The 19,268-nt window shown below is 32.7% G+C and carries 15 protein-coding genes, 1 pseudogene and 1 riboswitch; of the genes and pseudogenes, 15 read left to right on the plus strand and 1 reads right to left on the minus strand.

Annotated features, from left to right (window positions below; genetic code table 11):
* Nucleotide 1 precedes the first annotated feature (1 nt).
* The 6 genes from glyS to pepT all read left to right on the plus strand — a co-directional run bounded on the left by glyS (nt 2) and on the right by pepT (nt 8,169).
* Entirely contained in the window at nt 2-2,077 is a 2,076-nt protein-coding gene (glyS, locus tag ACE83Q_RS02110) for a glycine--tRNA ligase subunit beta (RefSeq protein WP_409022490.1), read from the plus strand.
* A gap of 192 nt (nt 2,078-2,269) precedes the next feature.
* A complete protein-coding gene (gene dnaG / locus ACE83Q_RS02115) occupies nt 2,270-4,120 on the plus strand; it encodes a DNA primase (RefSeq protein ID WP_409022491.1) in 1,851 nt (616 codons plus the stop codon).
* Nucleotides 4,121-4,134: 14 nt separating this feature from the next.
* Nucleotides 4,135-5,274 carry an RNA polymerase sigma factor RpoD gene (rpoD, locus tag ACE83Q_RS02120; RefSeq protein WP_409022492.1) on the plus strand — a complete coding sequence of 380 codons (1,140 nt, stop codon included), beginning with the start codon at nt 4,135-4,137 and terminating at the stop codon, nt 5,272-5,274.
* 97 nt (nt 5,275-5,371) lie between these two features.
* Entirely contained in the window at nt 5,372-6,067 is a 696-nt protein-coding gene (locus tag ACE83Q_RS02125; protein ID WP_409022493.1) for a tRNA (adenine(22)-N(1))-methyltransferase, read from the plus strand.
* Entirely contained in the window at nt 6,064-6,861 is a 798-nt protein-coding gene (locus ACE83Q_RS02130; RefSeq protein WP_409022494.1) for a Nif3-like dinuclear metal center hexameric protein, read from the plus strand. The genes ACE83Q_RS02125 and ACE83Q_RS02130 overlap by 4 nt, the downstream gene beginning before the upstream one ends.
* Before the next feature lie 57 nt (nt 6,862-6,918).
* Nucleotides 6,919-8,169 (plus strand): peptidase T, encoded by a 1,251-nt coding sequence (gene pepT, locus ACE83Q_RS02135; protein ID WP_409022495.1) that lies wholly within the window; start codon nt 6,919-6,921, stop codon nt 8,167-8,169.
* A gap of 123 nt (nt 8,170-8,292) precedes the next feature.
* Here pepT and ACE83Q_RS02140 read toward each other — a convergent pair whose 3' ends face one another.
* Nucleotides 8,293-8,481, minus strand: a complete 189-nt coding sequence (locus tag ACE83Q_RS02140; RefSeq protein WP_409022496.1) for a YjzD family protein — start codon at nt 8,479-8,481, stop codon at nt 8,293-8,295.
* Between the two features lie 132 nt (nt 8,482-8,613).
* On the opposite strand from ACE83Q_RS02140, the gene dnaE reads away from it, so the two are divergent.
* The 9 genes and pseudogenes from dnaE (at nt 8,614) to ACE83Q_RS02185 (ending at nt 19,214) form a co-directional block, all read left to right on the plus strand.
* Nucleotides 8,614-11,934 carry a DNA polymerase III subunit alpha gene (gene dnaE, locus ACE83Q_RS02145; RefSeq protein ID WP_409022497.1) on the plus strand — a complete coding sequence of 1,107 codons (3,321 nt, stop codon included), beginning with the start codon at nt 8,614-8,616 and terminating at the stop codon, nt 11,932-11,934.
* Nucleotides 11,935-12,045: 111 nt separating this feature from the next.
* Nucleotides 12,046-13,014 (plus strand): 6-phosphofructokinase, encoded by a 969-nt coding sequence (gene pfkA, locus ACE83Q_RS02150; protein ID WP_409022498.1) that lies wholly within the window; start codon nt 12,046-12,048, stop codon nt 13,012-13,014.
* A gap of 59 nt (nt 13,015-13,073) precedes the next feature.
* A pseudogene (gene pyk, locus ACE83Q_RS02155) lies at nt 13,074-14,492 on the plus strand (pyruvate kinase); the annotation flags it as partial.
* 321 nt (nt 14,493-14,813) lie between these two features.
* Nucleotides 14,814-15,728, plus strand: coding sequence for a S1 RNA-binding domain-containing protein (locus tag ACE83Q_RS02160; RefSeq protein ID WP_409022499.1), 915 nt, complete (start codon nt 14,814-14,816; stop codon nt 15,726-15,728).
* Between the two features lie 163 nt (nt 15,729-15,891).
* On the plus strand, nt 15,892-16,260 hold the full coding sequence (locus ACE83Q_RS02165) for an N-acetyltransferase (RefSeq protein WP_409022500.1): 369 nt from the start codon (nt 15,892-15,894) through the stop codon (nt 16,258-16,260).
* A complete protein-coding gene (locus ACE83Q_RS02170; protein ID WP_409022501.1) occupies nt 16,244-16,996 on the plus strand; it encodes a segregation and condensation protein A in 753 nt (250 codons plus the stop codon). The genes ACE83Q_RS02165 and ACE83Q_RS02170 overlap by 17 nt, the downstream gene beginning before the upstream one ends.
* Before the next feature lie 25 nt (nt 16,997-17,021).
* On the plus strand, nt 17,022-17,603 hold the full coding sequence (gene scpB, locus ACE83Q_RS02175) for an SMC-Scp complex subunit ScpB (protein WP_409022502.1): 582 nt from the start codon (nt 17,022-17,024) through the stop codon (nt 17,601-17,603).
* Between the two features lies 1 nt (nt 17,604).
* A complete protein-coding gene (locus tag ACE83Q_RS02180; protein ID WP_409022503.1) occupies nt 17,605-18,336 on the plus strand; it encodes a pseudouridine synthase in 732 nt (243 codons plus the stop codon).
* A gap of 51 nt (nt 18,337-18,387) precedes the next feature.
* Nucleotides 18,388-18,512, plus strand: a riboswitch (FMN riboswitch).
* A gap of 117 nt (nt 18,513-18,629) precedes the next feature.
* Nucleotides 18,630-19,214: an ECF transporter S component gene (locus tag ACE83Q_RS02185; RefSeq protein ID WP_409022504.1), complete on the plus strand. Its 585-nt coding sequence runs from the start codon at nt 18,630-18,632 to the stop codon at nt 19,212-19,214.
* The last annotated feature ends 54 nt before the right edge of the window (nt 19,215-19,268 follow it).

The following is a 19,268-nucleotide window of genomic DNA, read 5'->3' on the forward strand; positions in this document are numbered from 1 at the left end:
GATGACACATTCCTTTTTATTAGAAATTGGGTTAGAAGAAATTCCTGCTCATGTTGTTACACCTAGCCAAAATCAATTGGCTAAACGTGTAGGTGACTTTTTAACAGAACAACGGTTATCATTTGACGAAATAAAGGCATTCTCAACACCTAGACGTTTAGCTGTTGAAGTGACTGGTTTGGCTGATAAACAAGCAGATATTCAAGAAGAAGCTAAAGGACCTGCAAAGAAAATTGCCATGGATGATGAAGGAAATTGGTCTAATGCTGCAAAAGGCTTTGTCCGTGGACAGGGAGTAACAACAGACGATATAACGTTTAAAGAATTAAAAGGCGTTGAGTATGTCTATGTAAATAAATTTATCGCTGGTAAATCTGCCAAAGATATTTTGGTTCAGATTAAAGATGTGATTGAAGCAATGACATTCCCAACAATGATGCACTGGGCAAATTATGACTTTAAATATGTTAGACCAATTCGTTGGATAGTTGCGTTACTTGATAGTGACGTTATTCCATTCAGTATTTTAAATATTAAATCTGGCCGCCAAACGCAAGGCCATCGTTTTTTAGGAGAAGCTGTAGATTTAGCCTCAGTAACAGAGTATGTTAAAAAATTAGAAGAACAATATGTAATCGTTGATTCTAATAGACGAAAAGAAATGATTAGAACACAAATTGCTAATCTTGAAAATAATCAAGACTGGCATATTATTCTTGATGAGGATCTTTTGGAAGAAGTTAACAATTTAGTTGAATATCCAACAGTATTTTCTGGTCATTTTGATAAGAAATATTTAGATATTCCTGATGTTGTTCTAATGACTTCAATGAAAGACCATCAAAGATTCTTTTATGTGCGTGGCCAAAACGATGAAATCTTACCAATGTTCGTCTCAGTTCGTAATGGGACAGAAGCTAACATTGCTAACGTCGAAGCAGGCAATGAAAAGGTTCTTACAGCACGATTGGAAGATGCTGCATTTTTCTACCAAGAAGATCAAAAACAAACGATTAATGATTATGTAGAGCGATTAAAAAATGTCACATTCCATGATAAAATTGGATCAATGTCTGAAAAAATGGAACGTGTTCAATTAATGGCACAAATCATTGGTAAACGCCTTGGCTTAAATGACCATGAATTATCTCTTTTACAAAGAACAAGTGAAATTTATAAATTTGATTTGGTAACAGGGATGGTTGGAGAATTTTCTGAACTTCAAGGAATTATGGGTGAGAAATATGCCTTGCTAATGGGTGAAAATCCAACTGTTGCACAAGCAATTGCTGAACACTATATGCCAATTAGTGCTGATGGTAAACTACCTAAATCAAAAATTGGTGCAGTTTTAGCAATTGCTGATAAGTTGGATAGCATATCAAGTTTCTTCTCAGTTGGATTAATTCCAACTGGATCGAATGATCCCTATGCACTTCGTCGTCAAGCGTTTGGGATAGTTAGAATTGTTGAAGATCGTCAGTGGCATTTTTCACCACTTGAGGTACTGAACGATATTAAGGGATTGGCAACGATACATCCAGATTTATTTACCAAGATGACTGTTGGCGAAAATGATAAAGATATTTTAAGTTTTGTTAATGATCGTATGAAGCAATGGCTTTCAAATAAAAATGTTAGTTATGATGTAATTGAAAGTGTTGTTGAAAGTACAGATGCAGATTTATTAGTTATGTCAGAGGCCGCTGTAACCTTAGAAAATCATAAAAATGATAAGGATTTCAAGGAGACCGTTGAAGCAATCAATCGTGTATTAAAGCTGGCAGATAAAAATGAGGCAACTAATCTAGTTGTTGAACAAGTATTATTAGATAATACTGCTGAAAAAGATTTATTTGAACGAGTTGAAATAATCCAAAGTCAGTTGGCAGATTTAACGTCAGAGAAGTTATATACTACATTAAGCGAGATTCGTCCGCTAATTGAAAATTATTTTGACCAGACAATGGTTATGGTTGATGATACAAAAATTAAAAATAATCGCTTAAATCAATTGAGTTTAATTGCTAAGATGAGTTCAAAATTAGGTAATTTAAGTAAATTAAATATTAAGTAATATAAAAATGAGAATTTATCTGTGAAGATAAATTCCTTTTTTGTTTGGTAAAAGAATCAGAATAGTCATATTTGACAAAAGTGTCTATTACTTAAAGCTAATAATTGTATTTATGTCAAATAAATGCTATTATTATGGGTACTCAAAATATAGGTAACTTCGTATCGTTAGTTTTGGAGGTGAGTAGTTGGAATGAGAATACCCGAAAACGTAATTGAACAGGTACGAACTAGTGTGAATATTACTGATATCATTAGTCAGTATGTCGGATTAAAAAAATCTGGTAGTAATTTTATGGGTTTATGTCCATTTCATGAAGAAAAAACGCCTTCATTTTCTGTAAGCGAAGAGAAACAAATTTTTCACTGTTTTAGCTGTGGAAGAGGTGGGAATGTTTTTAAGTTCTTAATTGAACTAGAGGGACTTAGCTTTCCAGAATCTGTCAATAAAGTTGCAGAATTTTCAGGAATGGATATCGATAGTAAATATTCTGAATCTCAGTCAGCAAGGACACAAGAATCAACTGAAAATCGTCAGTTAAAGCAAATTCATGATGACGGTGCTAAATTATATCAACACATTTTAATGAATACAGAAATGGGTCAAAAGGCATTAGATTACCTGCATAATCGTGGTATAACGGATGAAATTATCAAAACTTTCCAAATTGGATTTGCGCCTGGGAAATCGGTCTTACAAGATTTTTTTAAGGAAAAGAAAGTAGACTATCAATTATTAAGGCAGTCTGGACTATTTATTGAAAATCAAGCAGGTGATTTGCGTGAACGATTTATTGATCGAGTGATGTTTCCGATTAGAAATCAAAATGGTCAAGTTGTTGCCTTTTCAGGTCGTCTGCTTGAAAAAAATAAAGAATTACCTAAATATTTAAACAGTCCTGAAACGCCTATTTTTAATAAAAGAGAGATTCTATTTAATTACGATTTGGCAAAAAAAGAAATTCGGACAGAAGGAAATGTTATTTTGTTTGAAGGATTTATGGATGTTTTAGCAGCATACCGCTCTGGAGTTAAAAATGGTGTCGCCTCTATGGGAACAAGTTTAACAAATGAACAAATTTATTTGTTAGAACGTTCAACATCACAATTAAATATTTGTTATGATGGGGATGAACCCGGTCGAAATGCAACAAATCGTGCTTTGGACCTGCTAGCGAATCAGACAAAAATGAAAGTTGGCGTGCTAGCCATTCCTAACGGTATGGATCCTGATGAGTTTGTTAAAAAAAATGGTAAAGAAGCGTTTCTGGAGTTAGCTCACTCTGCTCGAGAGACGGTTATTTCATTCAAAATGAATTTTTTGAAACGAAATAAAAACTTAAAAAATGAAAGTGAGCAAATTGATTATATTGATCAAGTACTACAAGTTTTAACTACAATTAAAACGCCGTTTGAGCAAGATATTTATATTAATCAGTTGGCAGATGAATTTAAAATTGATAAAGGAATTCTAAGACAACAGTTAATTGATTTAGTTGCCGTTCAACCAAAAGTAGTGCAACAAGTTAATCAAGTTCCAAGGGTTCGAACAGATGAACCACCTGTAGAAAATCGCTCAGAGGTCATGAGCGATGAAAAAATTGATCGTGTTGAAAGAGCTGAAAGATTATTGCTTTATCGTATATTACATGATCATACAGCTTGGCTGAAAATTCGATCAATTGATGATTTTAGTTTTGTTCATGATAGTTATCAGTTAATTTATACGTTAGCTGAAGGCTATTTAGAATTACATGAGCAATATGAAATTGCTAGTTTTTTAGATTACTTGCCAGAAGAGTCTTCAAAGAGATTTTTAATGCAAATAGAGCTGATGACAGTTGCAGAAGAGTCTTCAGAGGATGAATTTGATGATTGTGTGTCCGTCATTATGAATGATTCGCCGATGGAACAATCAATTAATCAAGTTCGATCAGATCTTATGGAAGCAAATCGTCTTGGCAATACAGAACTAACCAATGAATTATCAGTTAAGTTAATTGCATTATATCAAAAACAACAAGTACCACGAACATCCATCTAAGGGAGGAATTATTAATGGTAAAAAAAGTAGAAAAAGTTGAAGAATCAGAATTTGACGAAAAAGGCTTTAAAAAAGCACAAACGAAGTTGATCAAGGAATATAAAGTAAAAAAAGAAATTAAGTATGATAATTTAACAGATGAACTAGCAACACCATTCCATTTAGATGCTGATCGTATGGATAAATTACTTCAAAAAGTCGCAGATGCTGGTATTGCTGTTGTTGATGAAGAGGGAAACCCAAGTGAACATAGTTTAAAAGCAGCTGAAAAAGTGACAAAGAAAGCTTTAAAAGACACATCTGCACCAACTGGAATTAAAATTAATGACCCAGTTAGAATGTATTTGAAAGAAATTGGTCGTGTTAATCTTTTAAAAGCTGAAGAAGAAGTTGCTTTAGCATTAAAAATTGAAGAAGGCGACGAAGAAGCAAAACAAAAATTGGCAGAAGCTAATTTACGTTTAGTTGTTTCAATTGCTAAACGTTACGTTGGTCGTGGGATGCAATTTCTTGATTTAATTCAAGAGGGTAACATGGGATTAATGAAGGCTGTCGAGAAATTTGATTATCGTAAAGGATTTAAATTCTCAACATATGCGACATGGTGGATTAGACAAGCAATTACACGTGCTATTGCTGATCAAGCACGTACAATTAGAATTCCAGTTCATATGGTTGAAACAATTAATAAATTAATCAGAATTCAACGCCAATTATTACAAGAACTTGTTCGCGAACCAATTCCTGAAGAAATTGGTGCTGAAATGGATATGCCAGCTATGCCAGCCGAAAAAGTTCGTGAAATTTTAAAAATTGCTCAAGAACCTGTTTCATTAGAGACACCAATTGGTGAAGAAGATGATTCACATTTAGGTGATTTTATTGAAGATCAAGATGCAACTAGTCCAGCTGACCATGCGGCTTACGAACTCTTGAAGGAGCAACTAGAAAATGTTCTTGATACATTAACAGATCGTGAAGAAAATGTTCTGCGTTTAAGATTCGGTCTTGATGATGGTCGCACAAGAACACTTGAAGAAGTTGGTAAAGTGTTTGGAGTGACACGTGAACGTATTCGTCAAATTGAAGCTAAAGCATTACGTAAACTACGCCATCCATCTCGTTCAAAACAATTAAAAGATTTCTTAGAATAAAAAATTTAAGGACCATTATAAAACGAAACCTGTTTTATAATGGTCCTTTTTTAGTTATAATAAGAAAAGATAAGATACGAAAGAAGAGGATCAAGAAATGGATGCACGACATTTATCAGATCGATTAGTTCGAGTTGCAAAATTTGTACCAAAAAATGCACGATTGGCCGATATCGGATCGGATCATGCTTACTTACCTGCATATTTAGCTATTAATAAAATTATTTCATATGCTGTTGCTGGAGAAGTAGCTAAAGGGCCTTATGAAAATGCCGTAACAGAAATTAATATAGAACGATTAGACCATATGATAATGCCAAGATTAGCTAATGGGTTAAAGGCAATTAAATTAGACGATAATATTGATACTATCACAATTGCCGGAATGGGTGGCCCTTTAATAAAAGATATATTTACTGCCGATTTAGAAAAATTAACGGGTGTCCGTCGGTTAATTATTCAACCTAATGTTGGACAAAAATTAATAAGAGAATGGTTAATGGATCATTCATATCAAATTATTGATGAAGATATTGTCGAAGACGACCATCATGTCTATGAAATTATTGTTGCTGAGAAAGTTAACACTAAAATGAGCTACTCGATATTAGATTTAAAGTATGGACCTAAATTAAGAATTGAGCAAAGCGATGTATTCAAAGCTAAATGGCACAAGCAAATGGAAAAAAAGCGTAAAGTTTTAAAAAATTTTGAGGCAGCAAATAAAGTTCCTATTGATAAAAAAATGATATTAGAAGTTGATATCAAAGAAATTGAGGAGATGCTGGGATGACAAAAATTATTGATTTAGTCAATCAATTCGAAGTATTTGCTCCAAAAAGTATGGCTGAAATTGGTGATCCAGTAGGCCTACAATTAGGTGATATTAATAATACTGTTACTAAAGTAATGACAACTTTAGATGTTCGTCCAGAAGTTGTCCAAGAAGCAATTAATAAAAATGTAGATTTTATTTTCGCACATCATCCATTAATATTTAGACCGGCAAAAAATTTGGATACTACAAATCCTCAAAATAAAATGTATGCCGATTTATTGAGTCATAATATAACAGTGTATGCAGCTCATACTAATTTAGATAATGTTACAGGTGGGATGAATGATTGGTTAGCGAGTCGTTTAAAATTACAAGAAACAATCCCGTTAGTGTATACAAATAGTTCAGATTATGGAATGGGTCGAATCGGAAATTTAACTAGTCCTATGACTGTTATTGAATTTTCTGAATATTGTAAGAAGCAATTTAACATAAGTGGATTAAGACTGATTTCTAATGATTTGACGCAATCAATTAAGCGTGTTGCAGTTCTAGGTGGTGATGGTGGTAAATTTTATCATGAGGCAATTAAGCAGCAGGCGGATGTTTACGTAACAGGAGATGTCTACTACCACACGGCTCATGACATGTTAGCAGAAGGGTTGTCAGTTATTGATCCGGGCCATCATGTTGAAAGTATCTGTAAAGCACAATTGAAACGGTTATTTGGAGAATGGAATCTAGAAAATAATTGGCAGATTGAGATTATTGAATCAGATATTAATACAGATCCATTTCAGTTTATTTAATTTTAAAATTAGAGTATGATTAGAGATATTAAATAATAGATTAGGAGATACGCTATCATGACAAAATATGAAGAATTAATTCCACGTTTTATTAAGTATGTTAAAGTAGAAACTCGTTCTGATGAAAATTCAGGGGTAACTCCTTCAACGCAAACTCAAGTTGAATTTGCGAAAGAATTAAAGGAAGAACTTTTACAAATTGGATTAAAGGATGCACGTATTTCTGAAAAAAGTGGGTATGTTTTAGCAACATTACCAAGTAATTTAGAAGCTGGTAAAAACGTTAAAGCGGTTGGTTTTATTTCACATATGGATACAGCTGCATTTACAGCAGAGGGTGTTAACCCCCAATTCGTTGAAAATTATGATGGCGAATCTGATATTAATCTTGACGATGATGGTAAATTTAAACTAACTATTAAAGAATTTCCAAATTTAAAAAATTATAAAGGCAATACATTAATTACAACAGATGGTTCAACACTATTAGGATCAGATGATAAATCGGGAGTAGCTGAAATTATTACTGCTGTAGCCTATTTAGTTGCACATCCTGAAATTAAGCATGGTGACATTAAAGTTGGTATTGGACCTGATGAGGAAATTGGGGTAGGTGCTGATAAATTTGACGTAGCCGATTTTGGAGCTGATTTAGCGTACACTGTTGATGGTGGACCATTAGGTGAATTAGAATATGAAACATTTAATGCTGCTCAAGCAGTTGTTTCAATTCAAGGTAAGGAAGTTCATCCTGCAACTGCTAAAGGTGTTTTAATTAATGCAAGTAAGTTAGCAAATCAATTTGACTCATTATTACCGCAAGATGAAGTACCTGAAAAAACTGAAGGTCGTGAAGGATTTTACCACTTAATTTCACTAGAAGGCACAGTCGATGAAGCAAAAATGGTTTATATCATTCGTGATCATGATCGCCAAAAATTCGAAGATCGTAAAAAGTATATGATGAGTATTGCCGATAAAATGAATGCTGATTTTGATTCTGAACGTGTGACAATTGATATGGTAGATCAATATTACAATATGCGTGAAGTAATCGAGAAGGATATGACTGTTGTGAATGTTGCTAAAGAAGCTATGGAAAATTTAGCAATTAAACCGGATATCTATCCAGTACGTGGTGGGACAGATGGTTCAAAAATCTCATTCATGGGATTACCAACACCAAATATATTTGCTGGGGCAGAAAATATGCATGCGCGATTTGAATTTGTTTCAGTTGAAACAATGGAAAAAGCAACGGATGTTGTTCTAGAAATTATAAAATTAGTATCTGAAGAAACAAAATAGGTATTATTAAATAGTGAGGATGAGTTAAACTAGAGGACATATTGAGACCTTTCTTTCTCAAATTTTTCCTTGTAGTCTTATAAAACCAAATAAAAAAAGATAAACTAATTAGTTTATCTTTTTTTATTTATCTGATTTAGGATCTTTGAGAATGGCGTAGAGGCAATTTACGACAATTAAGCCGGTAACTGCAAAAATAATACCGATTAACAAAACTGGTGCAAACAATGTACCAGTTAGTGAGCTTACGATATAACCAATTACTTCACCAAAAATGAAGCCCCAAAAGAGAATTGTTAATTGTTTCATCATAGAACAGCACCTCACATTCAAAGCTAATTTTAGCACAAATAATTATTTTTGCAAAAGCTTTTTAGTGTCTATTGGGTATTGTTAAAAAGTTTTGTATAATAACATTAATAGATACGTGAAAAGGGGGATAAAATGTTTGTTCCGTTAAAAGTTAAAAGTTCATTCAGCTTATTACAAAGCACCACTAAAATTAATGATCTTGTTCAAAGTGCTAAAAGTAAAGGCTATAAAGCAATTGCCTTAACAGATAATAATACATTGTATGGTGCAATTGATTTTTATAATGCCTGTCAAAAAGCTGAAATTAAGCCAATTATCGGACTAACGTTAGATATCTCCGGTTTAATCGAAACAAACCATGAATATGAATTGACCTTTATTGCAAAAGATAAACAAGGTTATCAAAATTTAATGCAATTATCGACCTTAAAAATGACCTTAAATGATGATAAGTTAAACTTTAGTAGTTTAACTAACTATTTAGACGGTTTATTTATATTATCACCTAGTGAAAAAAGTGAATTTAGTTATTTAATTGAACAAAGTCAAATATCCGATGCAAAAGAATTATTAGCCAAATATCAAAGCTTAATAGGTTCAGAAAATATTCGAGTTGGCCTATCTCACTTAATGGATAAAATTACGGCACAATCAATTAAATCTTTAGCTCAAAATTTTGATATTCGTGTAATTGCGCTAGATGAAGTAGCTTATTTGGATGCTGAAAATCAGTTTGATATTGATGTGTTAAAGGCAATTAGTACTGGTGAAACGATTTTAATTAATAAAGTTGATGAACAAATTCAGGGAGAATATGCATTAAGAAATCCAAAAGAGATAACGGAGCAATATCAAGAATTGCTAATGGCAGATGCAATTCAAGAAACCCAAAATTTAGCAGATGAAACGTCTCTGGAATTAACATTCTCACAACCCAAACTACCTGAGTATCCATTACCTAATAATGAAACAGCACATAGTTATTTGAGAAGTATGTGTAATACTGGATTAAATGAGCGGTTTCCAAATGGTGTACCTAAGGAATATAAACAAAGATTAGAACTTGAGTTAAACGTTATTCAACAAATGGGATTTGAAGATTACTTTTTAATCGTTTGGGATATTATGAACTATGCTCATTCGCAAAATATTATAACTGGCCCAGGACGAGGGTCATCTGCTGGATCACTCACAGCCTACGTTTTAACGATTACGGATGTTGATCCAATTAAATATAATTTATTGTTTGAACGTTTTTTGAATTCAAAACGTGTTCAGATGCCGGATATTGATTTAGATATTCCAGATGATAAACGTGGACTAATCCTTAATTATTTACATCAAAAATATGGACATTATCACATGGCTCAAATTATTACATTTGGCACAATGGCAGCAAAACAGGCTTTGAGGGATGTTGGTCGAGTATTTGGTGTATCACCTTTTGAAATGAAAGGGTGGAGTGATGCAATTCCAAATGTTTTGAAAATTACGTTGACAGAGGCGCTAGCACAATCACAAAAATTACGTAATTTAGTTAATGATAGTTCCAAAAATAAAAATATTTTTACAATTGCGCAGCATATCGAAGGGATTCCAAGACACTACTCTACGCATGCAGCAGGGGTCGTATTGAGCCAAATTGATTTACGAGAAGTTGTTCCTTTACAAAATGGAAGTGAGGATATTCTTTTAACACAGTATTCTAAAGATATAGTTGAAAATGTTGGTTTATTAAAAATCGATATTTTAGGTCTACGTAATTTAAATATTTTAGATCAAGCTGTAACACAGGTTAAAAAGAATTATCAAGCAGACTTCAATCCAGCATTCATTAATTTAGAAGATGAAAAAACATTAGCCCTTTTTAGATTAGGTGATACATCCGGTGTTTTCCAATTTGAATCTAATGGTATCAAAAACGTTTTAAAAAAATTACAACCAACATCTTTTGAAGATATCGCAGCTGTAAATGCGTTATATCGGCCGGGTCCGATGGAAAATATAGATACATTTATTGCACGAAAACATCATCTTGAAAAAATAACATTTCCGGACAATAGTTTAAAACAAATTCTTGAGTCAACCTATGGTGTATTAGTTTATCAGGAGCAGGTTATGCAGGTCGCATCAAAGATGGGTAATTTTACACTTGGTGAAGCTGATTTACTACGCCGAGCAATGAGTAAAAAGAAAAAAAAGACTATTGATGAAATGCGTACTCAGTTTATCAATGGGGCATATGATAATGGAATTCAAGAAGATGTGGCTAAAACAGTTTATAGTTATATTGAGCAGTTTGCTAATTATGGATTTAATCGTTCACATGCCGTTGCCTATAGTAAAATTGCTTTTCAATTAGCCTATATTAAAGCTAATTTTCCAGCTGCATTTTTTGAAGCTATTTTAAATTCCGTTGGTAATAATCCGCAAAAAATAAAAGAATACTTAGTGGAAGCAAAGCAATATCATGTAATAATTAAATTACCTGATATTAATATGAGCGATGTCGGGTTTTGTTTAATACAAAATGTTGTTTTATTTGGATTAAATAGTATAAAAGGACTTAGAAAAGACTTTATTGAACATATCATTACGTTACGACAAAAAGAATCGTTCACAGATTTCCAATCCTTCTTGCATCGGATAGACAAAAAATATTTAAATGTGGAAAATATTTCAGCATTAATATATTCTGGGTGTTTTGATCAATTTGAATATAATCGTGCTGAATTGATCAGTGCCCTACCAGAATTAATCAGCAGCATTGACTTAAGTGGGAATAATACTAATTTATTTGAATTATTAACGCCTAAGATAGCAAGACAATCAAACTTTCCATTAATGGTTCGATTAGAAAAAGAATCACAATATTTAGGTGCGTATCTTTCGGGACATCCGGTTGAGAAGTATCGGAAACAGCTAAATCAAAGCGATTTTAAAAAAATATCGGAAATATCTGATAAGACACATGTAACCATTTTAGTTAATCTTACGAGAGTAAAAGTTATTCGAACAAAGAAGGGTCAACAAATGGCCTTTGTAAATGGTTCGGATGAAACAAGTGAGATTGATTTGACAATATTTCCTGATTTATTTCGACAGAAAGAATCTTTACTTGAAAAAAATAAGGTCGTTGTCGTTTCGGGGGATGTTGAAACAAATAGAGGATTACAAATTATTGTTAAAAAAATAGAATTAGCAGATGACTATTTTAAACGAATAACTCAAAAAAAATGGTTTTTGAAGATTACTAAAGAAACAACAAATGAAAAAATAGAAAAATTGATGCAAACCATGAAAATAAGGTTAGGTCAAACGCCGGTTATTTTATTCTATGAAAAAGACAATCGTAAAATTAGTTTAGATAGAACTTATTGGTTAAGGAACGACAAAGAAACACATACAGCGCTTACAAAAATATTAGGTTCTGAAAATGTCGTCATTAAGTAATTTATTCTTGAAAATACTGAAAATATTTTCACATTTAACAAGACAACTTTTCTGAAAAGTGTTAATATAGTGAGTGAAATATGTACTTAAATTACTTATTGAGGTGAAGAAATGAAACGCATTGGTATTTTAACAAGTGGTGGAGATGCGCCAGGTATGAACGCTTCAGTTCGTGCTGTTGCACGTCGTGTAATTGGTGAAGGATTAGAAGCATACGGTATTAATTATGGTTTTGCTGGTTTAGTTGCTGGCGATATTCATAAAATTGAATATGCTGACGTTGATGATGTTATTCAACGCGGTGGAACAATGTTATATTCAGCCCGTTATCCTGAATTTGCAACTGCTGAAGGACAATTAAAAGGTATCGAACAACTTAAAAAGTTCGGTATTGATGCTTTAGTTGTTATCGGTGGGGATGGTTCATACCATGGTGCTTTAGCACTCACAAAACGTGGATTTAACGCTGTTGGTATTCCAGGAACAATCGATAATGATATTCCTGATACAGATTTCACAGTTGGATTTGATACAGCTGTTAACACAGCTCTTGATGCAATTGATCGTATTCGCGATACTGCTCGTTCACATCAACGTACGTTTATCGTTGAAGTAATGGGTAGAAATGCTGGAGATATTGCTTTATGGTCCGGTATTGCTGGTGGTGCTGATGTTATTGTTATTCCTGAAAAAGGATATGACATGCAAGAAATTGCAGACAAGCTCAACAGTAACCGTGAACATGGTAAAGATTCAGGAATTATCGTATTAGCTGAAGGTGTTATGGGAGCTAGTGATTTTGCTGCTGAATTAGACACATATGGTAATTTTGAAACACGTGTGACTATTTTAGGACATACACAACGTGGTGGCGTACCAACTGCCAAAGATCGTGTCTTAGCAAGTCGTTTTGGTGATTATGCTGTTCAACTTCTTATGGAAGGTAAAGGCGGATTAGCAATTGGTATTAAAGACAACAAATTAGTTGCTGAAGATATTGTTGCAACGCTTGAAGAACATAAACATCATACAGATTTGAGTCTTTTAGACTTAAATACACGACTTTCAACACCAAAATAATATAATACTGTTATTGTTATTTATAAATAATAAGTAAACTAAGAGGAGATCATAATCTAATGAAAAAAACTAAAATCGTAAGTACACTTGGTCCAGCCAGTTCAGATCTTGATACAATTGTTAAATTAATCGAAGCCGGTGCTAATGTTTTCCGTTTCAACTTTTCTCATGGTGACCATGAAGAACATTTAGGTCGTATGACATTAGTTCATGAAGCAGAAAAAATTACTGGTAAAATGGTTGGTATCATGCTTGATACTAAAGGTGCAGAAATCCGTACTACTGTTCAAAAAGAAGGTAAAATCAACTTTGAAATTAATGATATTGTTCGTATTTCAATGGATGATTCACTTGAAGGAACAAAAGAAAAGATTGCTGTTACTTATCCAGGTTTAATTGAAGATGTTCATGTTGGAGGCCATGTATTGTTTGATGATGGTCTTATCGATATGAGAATTGATGAAATTGATACAGCTGCTAACGAATTAGTAACAACTGTTATGAATGCTGGTCGTTTAGGTTCACGTAAAGGTGTTAACGCTCCTGGTGTATCAATTAACTTACCTGGTATTACTGAAAAAGATTCAGACGATATTCGTTTTGGTTTAGATCAAAACATTGATTTCATTGCTGCAAGTTTTGTACGTAAACCAGCTGATGTTTTAGATATCCGCGCTTTACTTGAAGAAAAAGGAATGGAACATGTTCAAATCTTCCCTAAGATTGAATCACAAGAAGGTATCGATAATATTGATGCTATTATGGAAGTTTCTGAAGGATTAATGATTGCCCGTGGTGATATGGGTGTTGAAATTCCTGCTGAAAATGTTCCTTTAGTTCAAAAAGACTTAATCAAAAAATGTAACGCTTTGGGTAAACCAGTTATTACTGCTACTCAAATGCTTGATTCAATGCAAGAAAACCCACGTCCTACACGTGCTGAAGCATCTGATGTTGCTAATGCCGTATTTGATGGAACAGATGCAACAATGCTTTCAGGTGAAAGTGCTAATGGTGACTACCCTGTAGAATCAGTTGCAACAATGGCTCGTATTGATGAAAAATCTGAAAATGCATTGCGTGCACATAGCTCATTTGCATTAAATGAATTTGACAAAAATGATGTTACTGAAACTATTGGTCGTGCTGTTGCTGAAACAGCTGATAGCTTAGGTATTAAAACTATCATCGCTGCTACAAAATCTGGTCAAACTGCACGTATGATTTCTAAATACCGTCCTGACTCAGATATTTTAGCTATTACTTTTGACGAACAAACTCGTCATGGTTTATCAGTTAACTGGGGTGTTCACCCAATCATTGCTGAAAAACCAGCATCAACAGATGCATTGTTTAGTTTAGCAACTGAAAAAGCTAAAGAATTAGGTTTCGCTAAAAAAGGTGACCTTATCTTAATCACTGCTGGTCTTCCAGTTGGTGAAAAAGGAACAACAAACAGTTTGAAAGTTCAATTAGTAGACTAATTATATTAAGGTTCAAGTACGTGATGAACCTAAGTTGGTTTTATCGGTAAGATATTGACGATGAAAAATTTTATTGGGTTAATCATGAATATAATTGACTAATTAAGATAATATTTATCAGGTTGTATCAATCCTTACTTGAATATTTTAAAATTGGAAAAAGTGATTAGACATATAGTCTAATCACTTTTTTTATTACACAATATTTCTATTCAATTGGCTATTAAGCCTAATATCAGGTAAAATGTGAGTATGTAATTTTAAAATATGAATAAAGAAATATAAAAACAATATTTTTTTGAATGGGAGAAATAAATGAGTTCAATAATGGGACAAGTTGTTACCGCAATGGTAACTGATGAGAATGATACAGAATTTTTAGTACAAAAAGATGGTATAACAATGCATTTATTGAAAGATGAAAAAAATAGTCAATTAGCAAATGGTTCGATGGTTACAGGTTTTGTGTATGAGAACGAAGATCATGATTTGAGTTTATCAACAATAATTCCTAGAGCTGGCATTGATCAATATGCATTCGGAGATGTTGTAAAAGTTAGAAGAGATCTAGGTGTCTTTGTTGATATTGGTTTACCAGACAAAGATGTAGCAGTTTCACTAGATGATTTGCCAGAAATGAAATCACTTTGGCCAAAAGCTGGTGATCGATTGATGGTTGGACTTAAAATTGATGCTAAAGATCGTATTTGGGGTGATGTTGTGGACGAGGAAATGTTTCGATCAATTGCAAAGAAACCTGATGACTCATTAAAAAATAAGAATATGAAATTCACAGTTATTCGCTTAAAAATGATTGGAACTTTTGTAATTACTGATGATGATTATCTTGGATTTATCCATCCATCTGAAAGATTTAATGAACCTAGATTAGGTCAAGTATTAGAAGGACGTGTAATTGGAATTAGAACTGACGGTACAATTAATCTATCTATCAAACCACGTGCCTATGAAGCAATCAGTGATGATGCAGCAATGTTGATTGCTGCATTAAGTCATAATGATGAAAAAACATTACCTTTTACCGATAAAAGTAATCCAGAAGACATTAAAGAATATTTTGGTATCAGCAAAGGTCAATTTAAGAGAGCTGTTGGACATCTGCTAAAAGAGCGTTATGTTAAACAAGAAGATGGTAATCTTATTTTAATAAAAATGCCTGAGGAATTTGAAACTAATAATGATGAATTAATTAACGAAACAGATGATTAATAGAAAACTATTTTAGTAGGTAAGAGATAATAAATAAAATTATTTGAAAATATAATTTATTAGTTCAACGTTAAATTAATATATCGGTAACAAACAAGTATATTAGTTATTTTTAAATATATGAATTGTCTCATGAATGCCGTGCGTGTAGAGGAGAACAATAATGCTTATTAAGTATAAGAATGATTATGAAAAAATTGCGATGGGCTTGTTGTCATTTATACCTGACTTGAAGGATGTTACTAGAATTAATTTAGCAATTAAAGGTTATCAAGATACAGAAAATCGAGATTTGTATCTTTGGAAAAATGAGGCAGGTAATTTTACTGGTATAGTTGGTATTGAAAATGATGGCAACGTTGTCGTAGTTCGGGCAATATCATTGAGTCCAGATGAAAGACATAAAAAAGTTAGTTTTTTGATTCTGAGCGCTGTATTATCGCTATATCCTGATAAAAAAATCATGGGTACAATTGATACTACAAAATTAATTGAAAAATGGGAAATGCAAAAAAATGAGTCAAAAATTTAAATCTATTAGTCAGGTAACATTAAAATTAACCTCTTTTGAAGGACCACTTGATTTGTTACTGCATTTAATCAAAGATTCTGAGATGGATATTTATGATATTCAAATTTCAGAAATAACAGAGCAATATTTAACTATTATTAAAGATACTACAAATATGTCATTAGATGTGATTGGTCAATATTTAGTGATGGCTTCAACGTTGATGAAAATTAAGAGTCAAATGTTATTACCGGCAGAATTTTCCAATGTAGAAGAAACTCAAACTGATCCAAGGGCAAGTCTAGTCGAACAATTACTTGAATATCAAATTTTTAAAGAGGCGGCTGGAGAGTTGAGCGTCAGGGAAAATAAACGTGCGAATTATTTTTCTAAGGAACAAAGTAGTATTCCTAAAGATAGATTTGATAAACCTCAACTTGATATACCTGGCCTGGATTTAGAAACACTTGAGAATGCTTTTAAAAGAGTTTTAATAAAGCAAATAAATCACCAACCAATTGAGAAAAAAATTAATGTGCAACTAGCATCACTCTCTGATAAAATATCAGAAATAAAAAAAATCATTCTAAATTCAAATAAGAGCTTAATATTTAGTGATTTTTTTGAAATAATAACAACGGTTGATGAAATTGTTGTTACTTTTCTGGCAATATTAGAACTTTCAAAATTAAACCAAATTAAATTGAAACAAGCAAATAGCCATGAAATGATTCAGATTTTAAAAATTGAACCATAGATTATTGTATTAAGGAGGTACGAAGGTGAGTCATTTAGCAAATATTGAGGGACTTTTATTTGTGAGTGGGGATCAAGGAATATCTCTAGCAGAATTATCTAGATTAACTGGATTATTGAACTCAGCAGTTAAAGAACAACTTGAAAAATTATCATTAAAGTATAAAAATGATATAAATTCTAGCTTGGAGCTAATTCAATATAATGATTGTTATCAATTAGTAACAAAAGAGAAATTAGCAGATTTAATTAAAGATTATTTTGAAAATCCTAATTCAAGAAGACTTTCTAATGCAGCACTGGAAACGCTAGCTATCATTGCTTATAAACAACCAGTGACACGACTTGTAATTGATGATATCCGAGGAGTTCAAAGTTCAGGATCACTACAAAAATTGATTGCTTTAGATCTAATTCGTGAAAATGGACGTCTTGATGTACCAGGAAGACCTATTATATATGTAACAACGACGCAATTTTTAAATTATTTTGGATTAACTGAACTAAAAGAACTTCCAGTGATTAGTGAAAATCAAGATTTTGATGGAGAAATAGGTAAACTTTTTTTAAATAATTTTAACGAAAAATTACAAGAAAATGAGGAATAATATGGCAGAGGCAGAAAGATTACAAAAAGTTATGGCGCAATCAGGTGTTGCGTCACGAAGACAATCCGAAAAAATGATTTCAGAAGGTCATGTTAAGGTGAACGGTAAGGTTGCAAGTGAGTTGGGTATTAAGGTCACAAGTGAAGATAAAATTGAAGTTGATGGTATTCGTTTAAATGAAGAACCATTAGTCTATTATTTATTCTACAAACCAAGAGGAGTTATTTCGGCTGTTAAGGATAATAAAGATCGTAAGGTTGTTACGGATTATTTTCCAGGTGTAAGGGAAAGAATTTATCCAGTCGGTCGATTAGATTATGATACTTCTGGATTATTATTAATGACAAATGATGGTGAGTTAGCCAACAAAATGACTCATCCAAAGTATAAGATTGACAAAACTTACGTCGCTAAAGTGAATGGTATTCCATCTAATGATGATTTAAAAACGTTACGTCAAGGAATTGTAATTGATGGTAAGAAAACGGCTCCTGCTCATTCAAAAATTATTTCAGCAGATAAAAATAAGCAAAAAGCAATTGTTTCATTAACAATTCATGAAGGCCGAAATCATCAAGTTAAAAATATGTTGGCAGAGGTTGGACATCCCGTGGAAAAATTAAAACGTGAAACTTATGGATTCTTAGATTTATATGGATTAACTTCAAGTCAATACCGTGAGTTATCTGAAGAAGAAGTTCATGCATTGAAAAGTATCGCCGAGCGTAAATAATTGTAACTTATTTTATCCTATGTTATATTTTGTAGCGTAATAAAATATTTGGTTCGTCTTCAGGGGCAGGGTGTAATTCCCGACCGGCGGTTATAGTCCGCGACCCACATTGTATATGTGGCTGGACTGGTGTAATTCCAGTACCGACAGTTAAAGTCTGGATAAAGAAGATAGGGCTTATTTGAGTAAGTAATTTCAAATGAACTCTGTTAATCTTTAGTGATTAATGGCGTTCATTTTTATTTACTTGAAAGGTTCTTCATTGAAGATGGCCTTCCAGGAGGTTTTCTAGTATGAATCGGTCACCAGTTTATAAAGTTGTGATTACAGCATTCTTAGCTGCAATCTCATACGTATTAATGTTTTTATCTTTCCCAGTAATTTTTCCGTATTTAAAAATTGATTTTAGTGATTTACCAATTTTAATTGGATTTTTTATTTTGGGACCAATGAGCGGTGTGATGGTTGCCGTCGTTCGTTCATTGCTGTATCTAGTTTCAACTGGAACAGATATTGCCAGCTTGATAGGTGTTGGAAGTAATTTCTTAGCATCAATGGCGGTATCATTTCCAGCATATTATCTTCTCAAAGGTAAAGGAAACCTTAAGCCAACACTTGGAAAGAGTATTTTAGCAGTTTTAGTTAGTACCTTTGTACTAACTGCTGTATTATCTATTGCAAATTATTTTGTAATTCTACCAGTGTACTTGAATGTTATCGGTATGAATATCGGAATGTCAGTATCCAAGTACGTTATTGTTGGTATTGTTCCTTTTAATATTATAAAAGGAATTCTGGTCGTTGGGTTATTTAGTCTTTTATATCAGAGAATGTATGGTTGGGTTCAGTTAAATAATAAAAAATATAAACAACTATAGTATAATTAATGAGGGAGAATTCTTAAGTGATTCTTCCTCATTTTATTTTATAAG

The organism is Dellaglioa kimchii (assembly GCF_046115505.1).
GTDB lineage: Bacteria > Bacillota > Bacilli > Lactobacillales > Lactobacillaceae > Dellaglioa > Dellaglioa kimchii.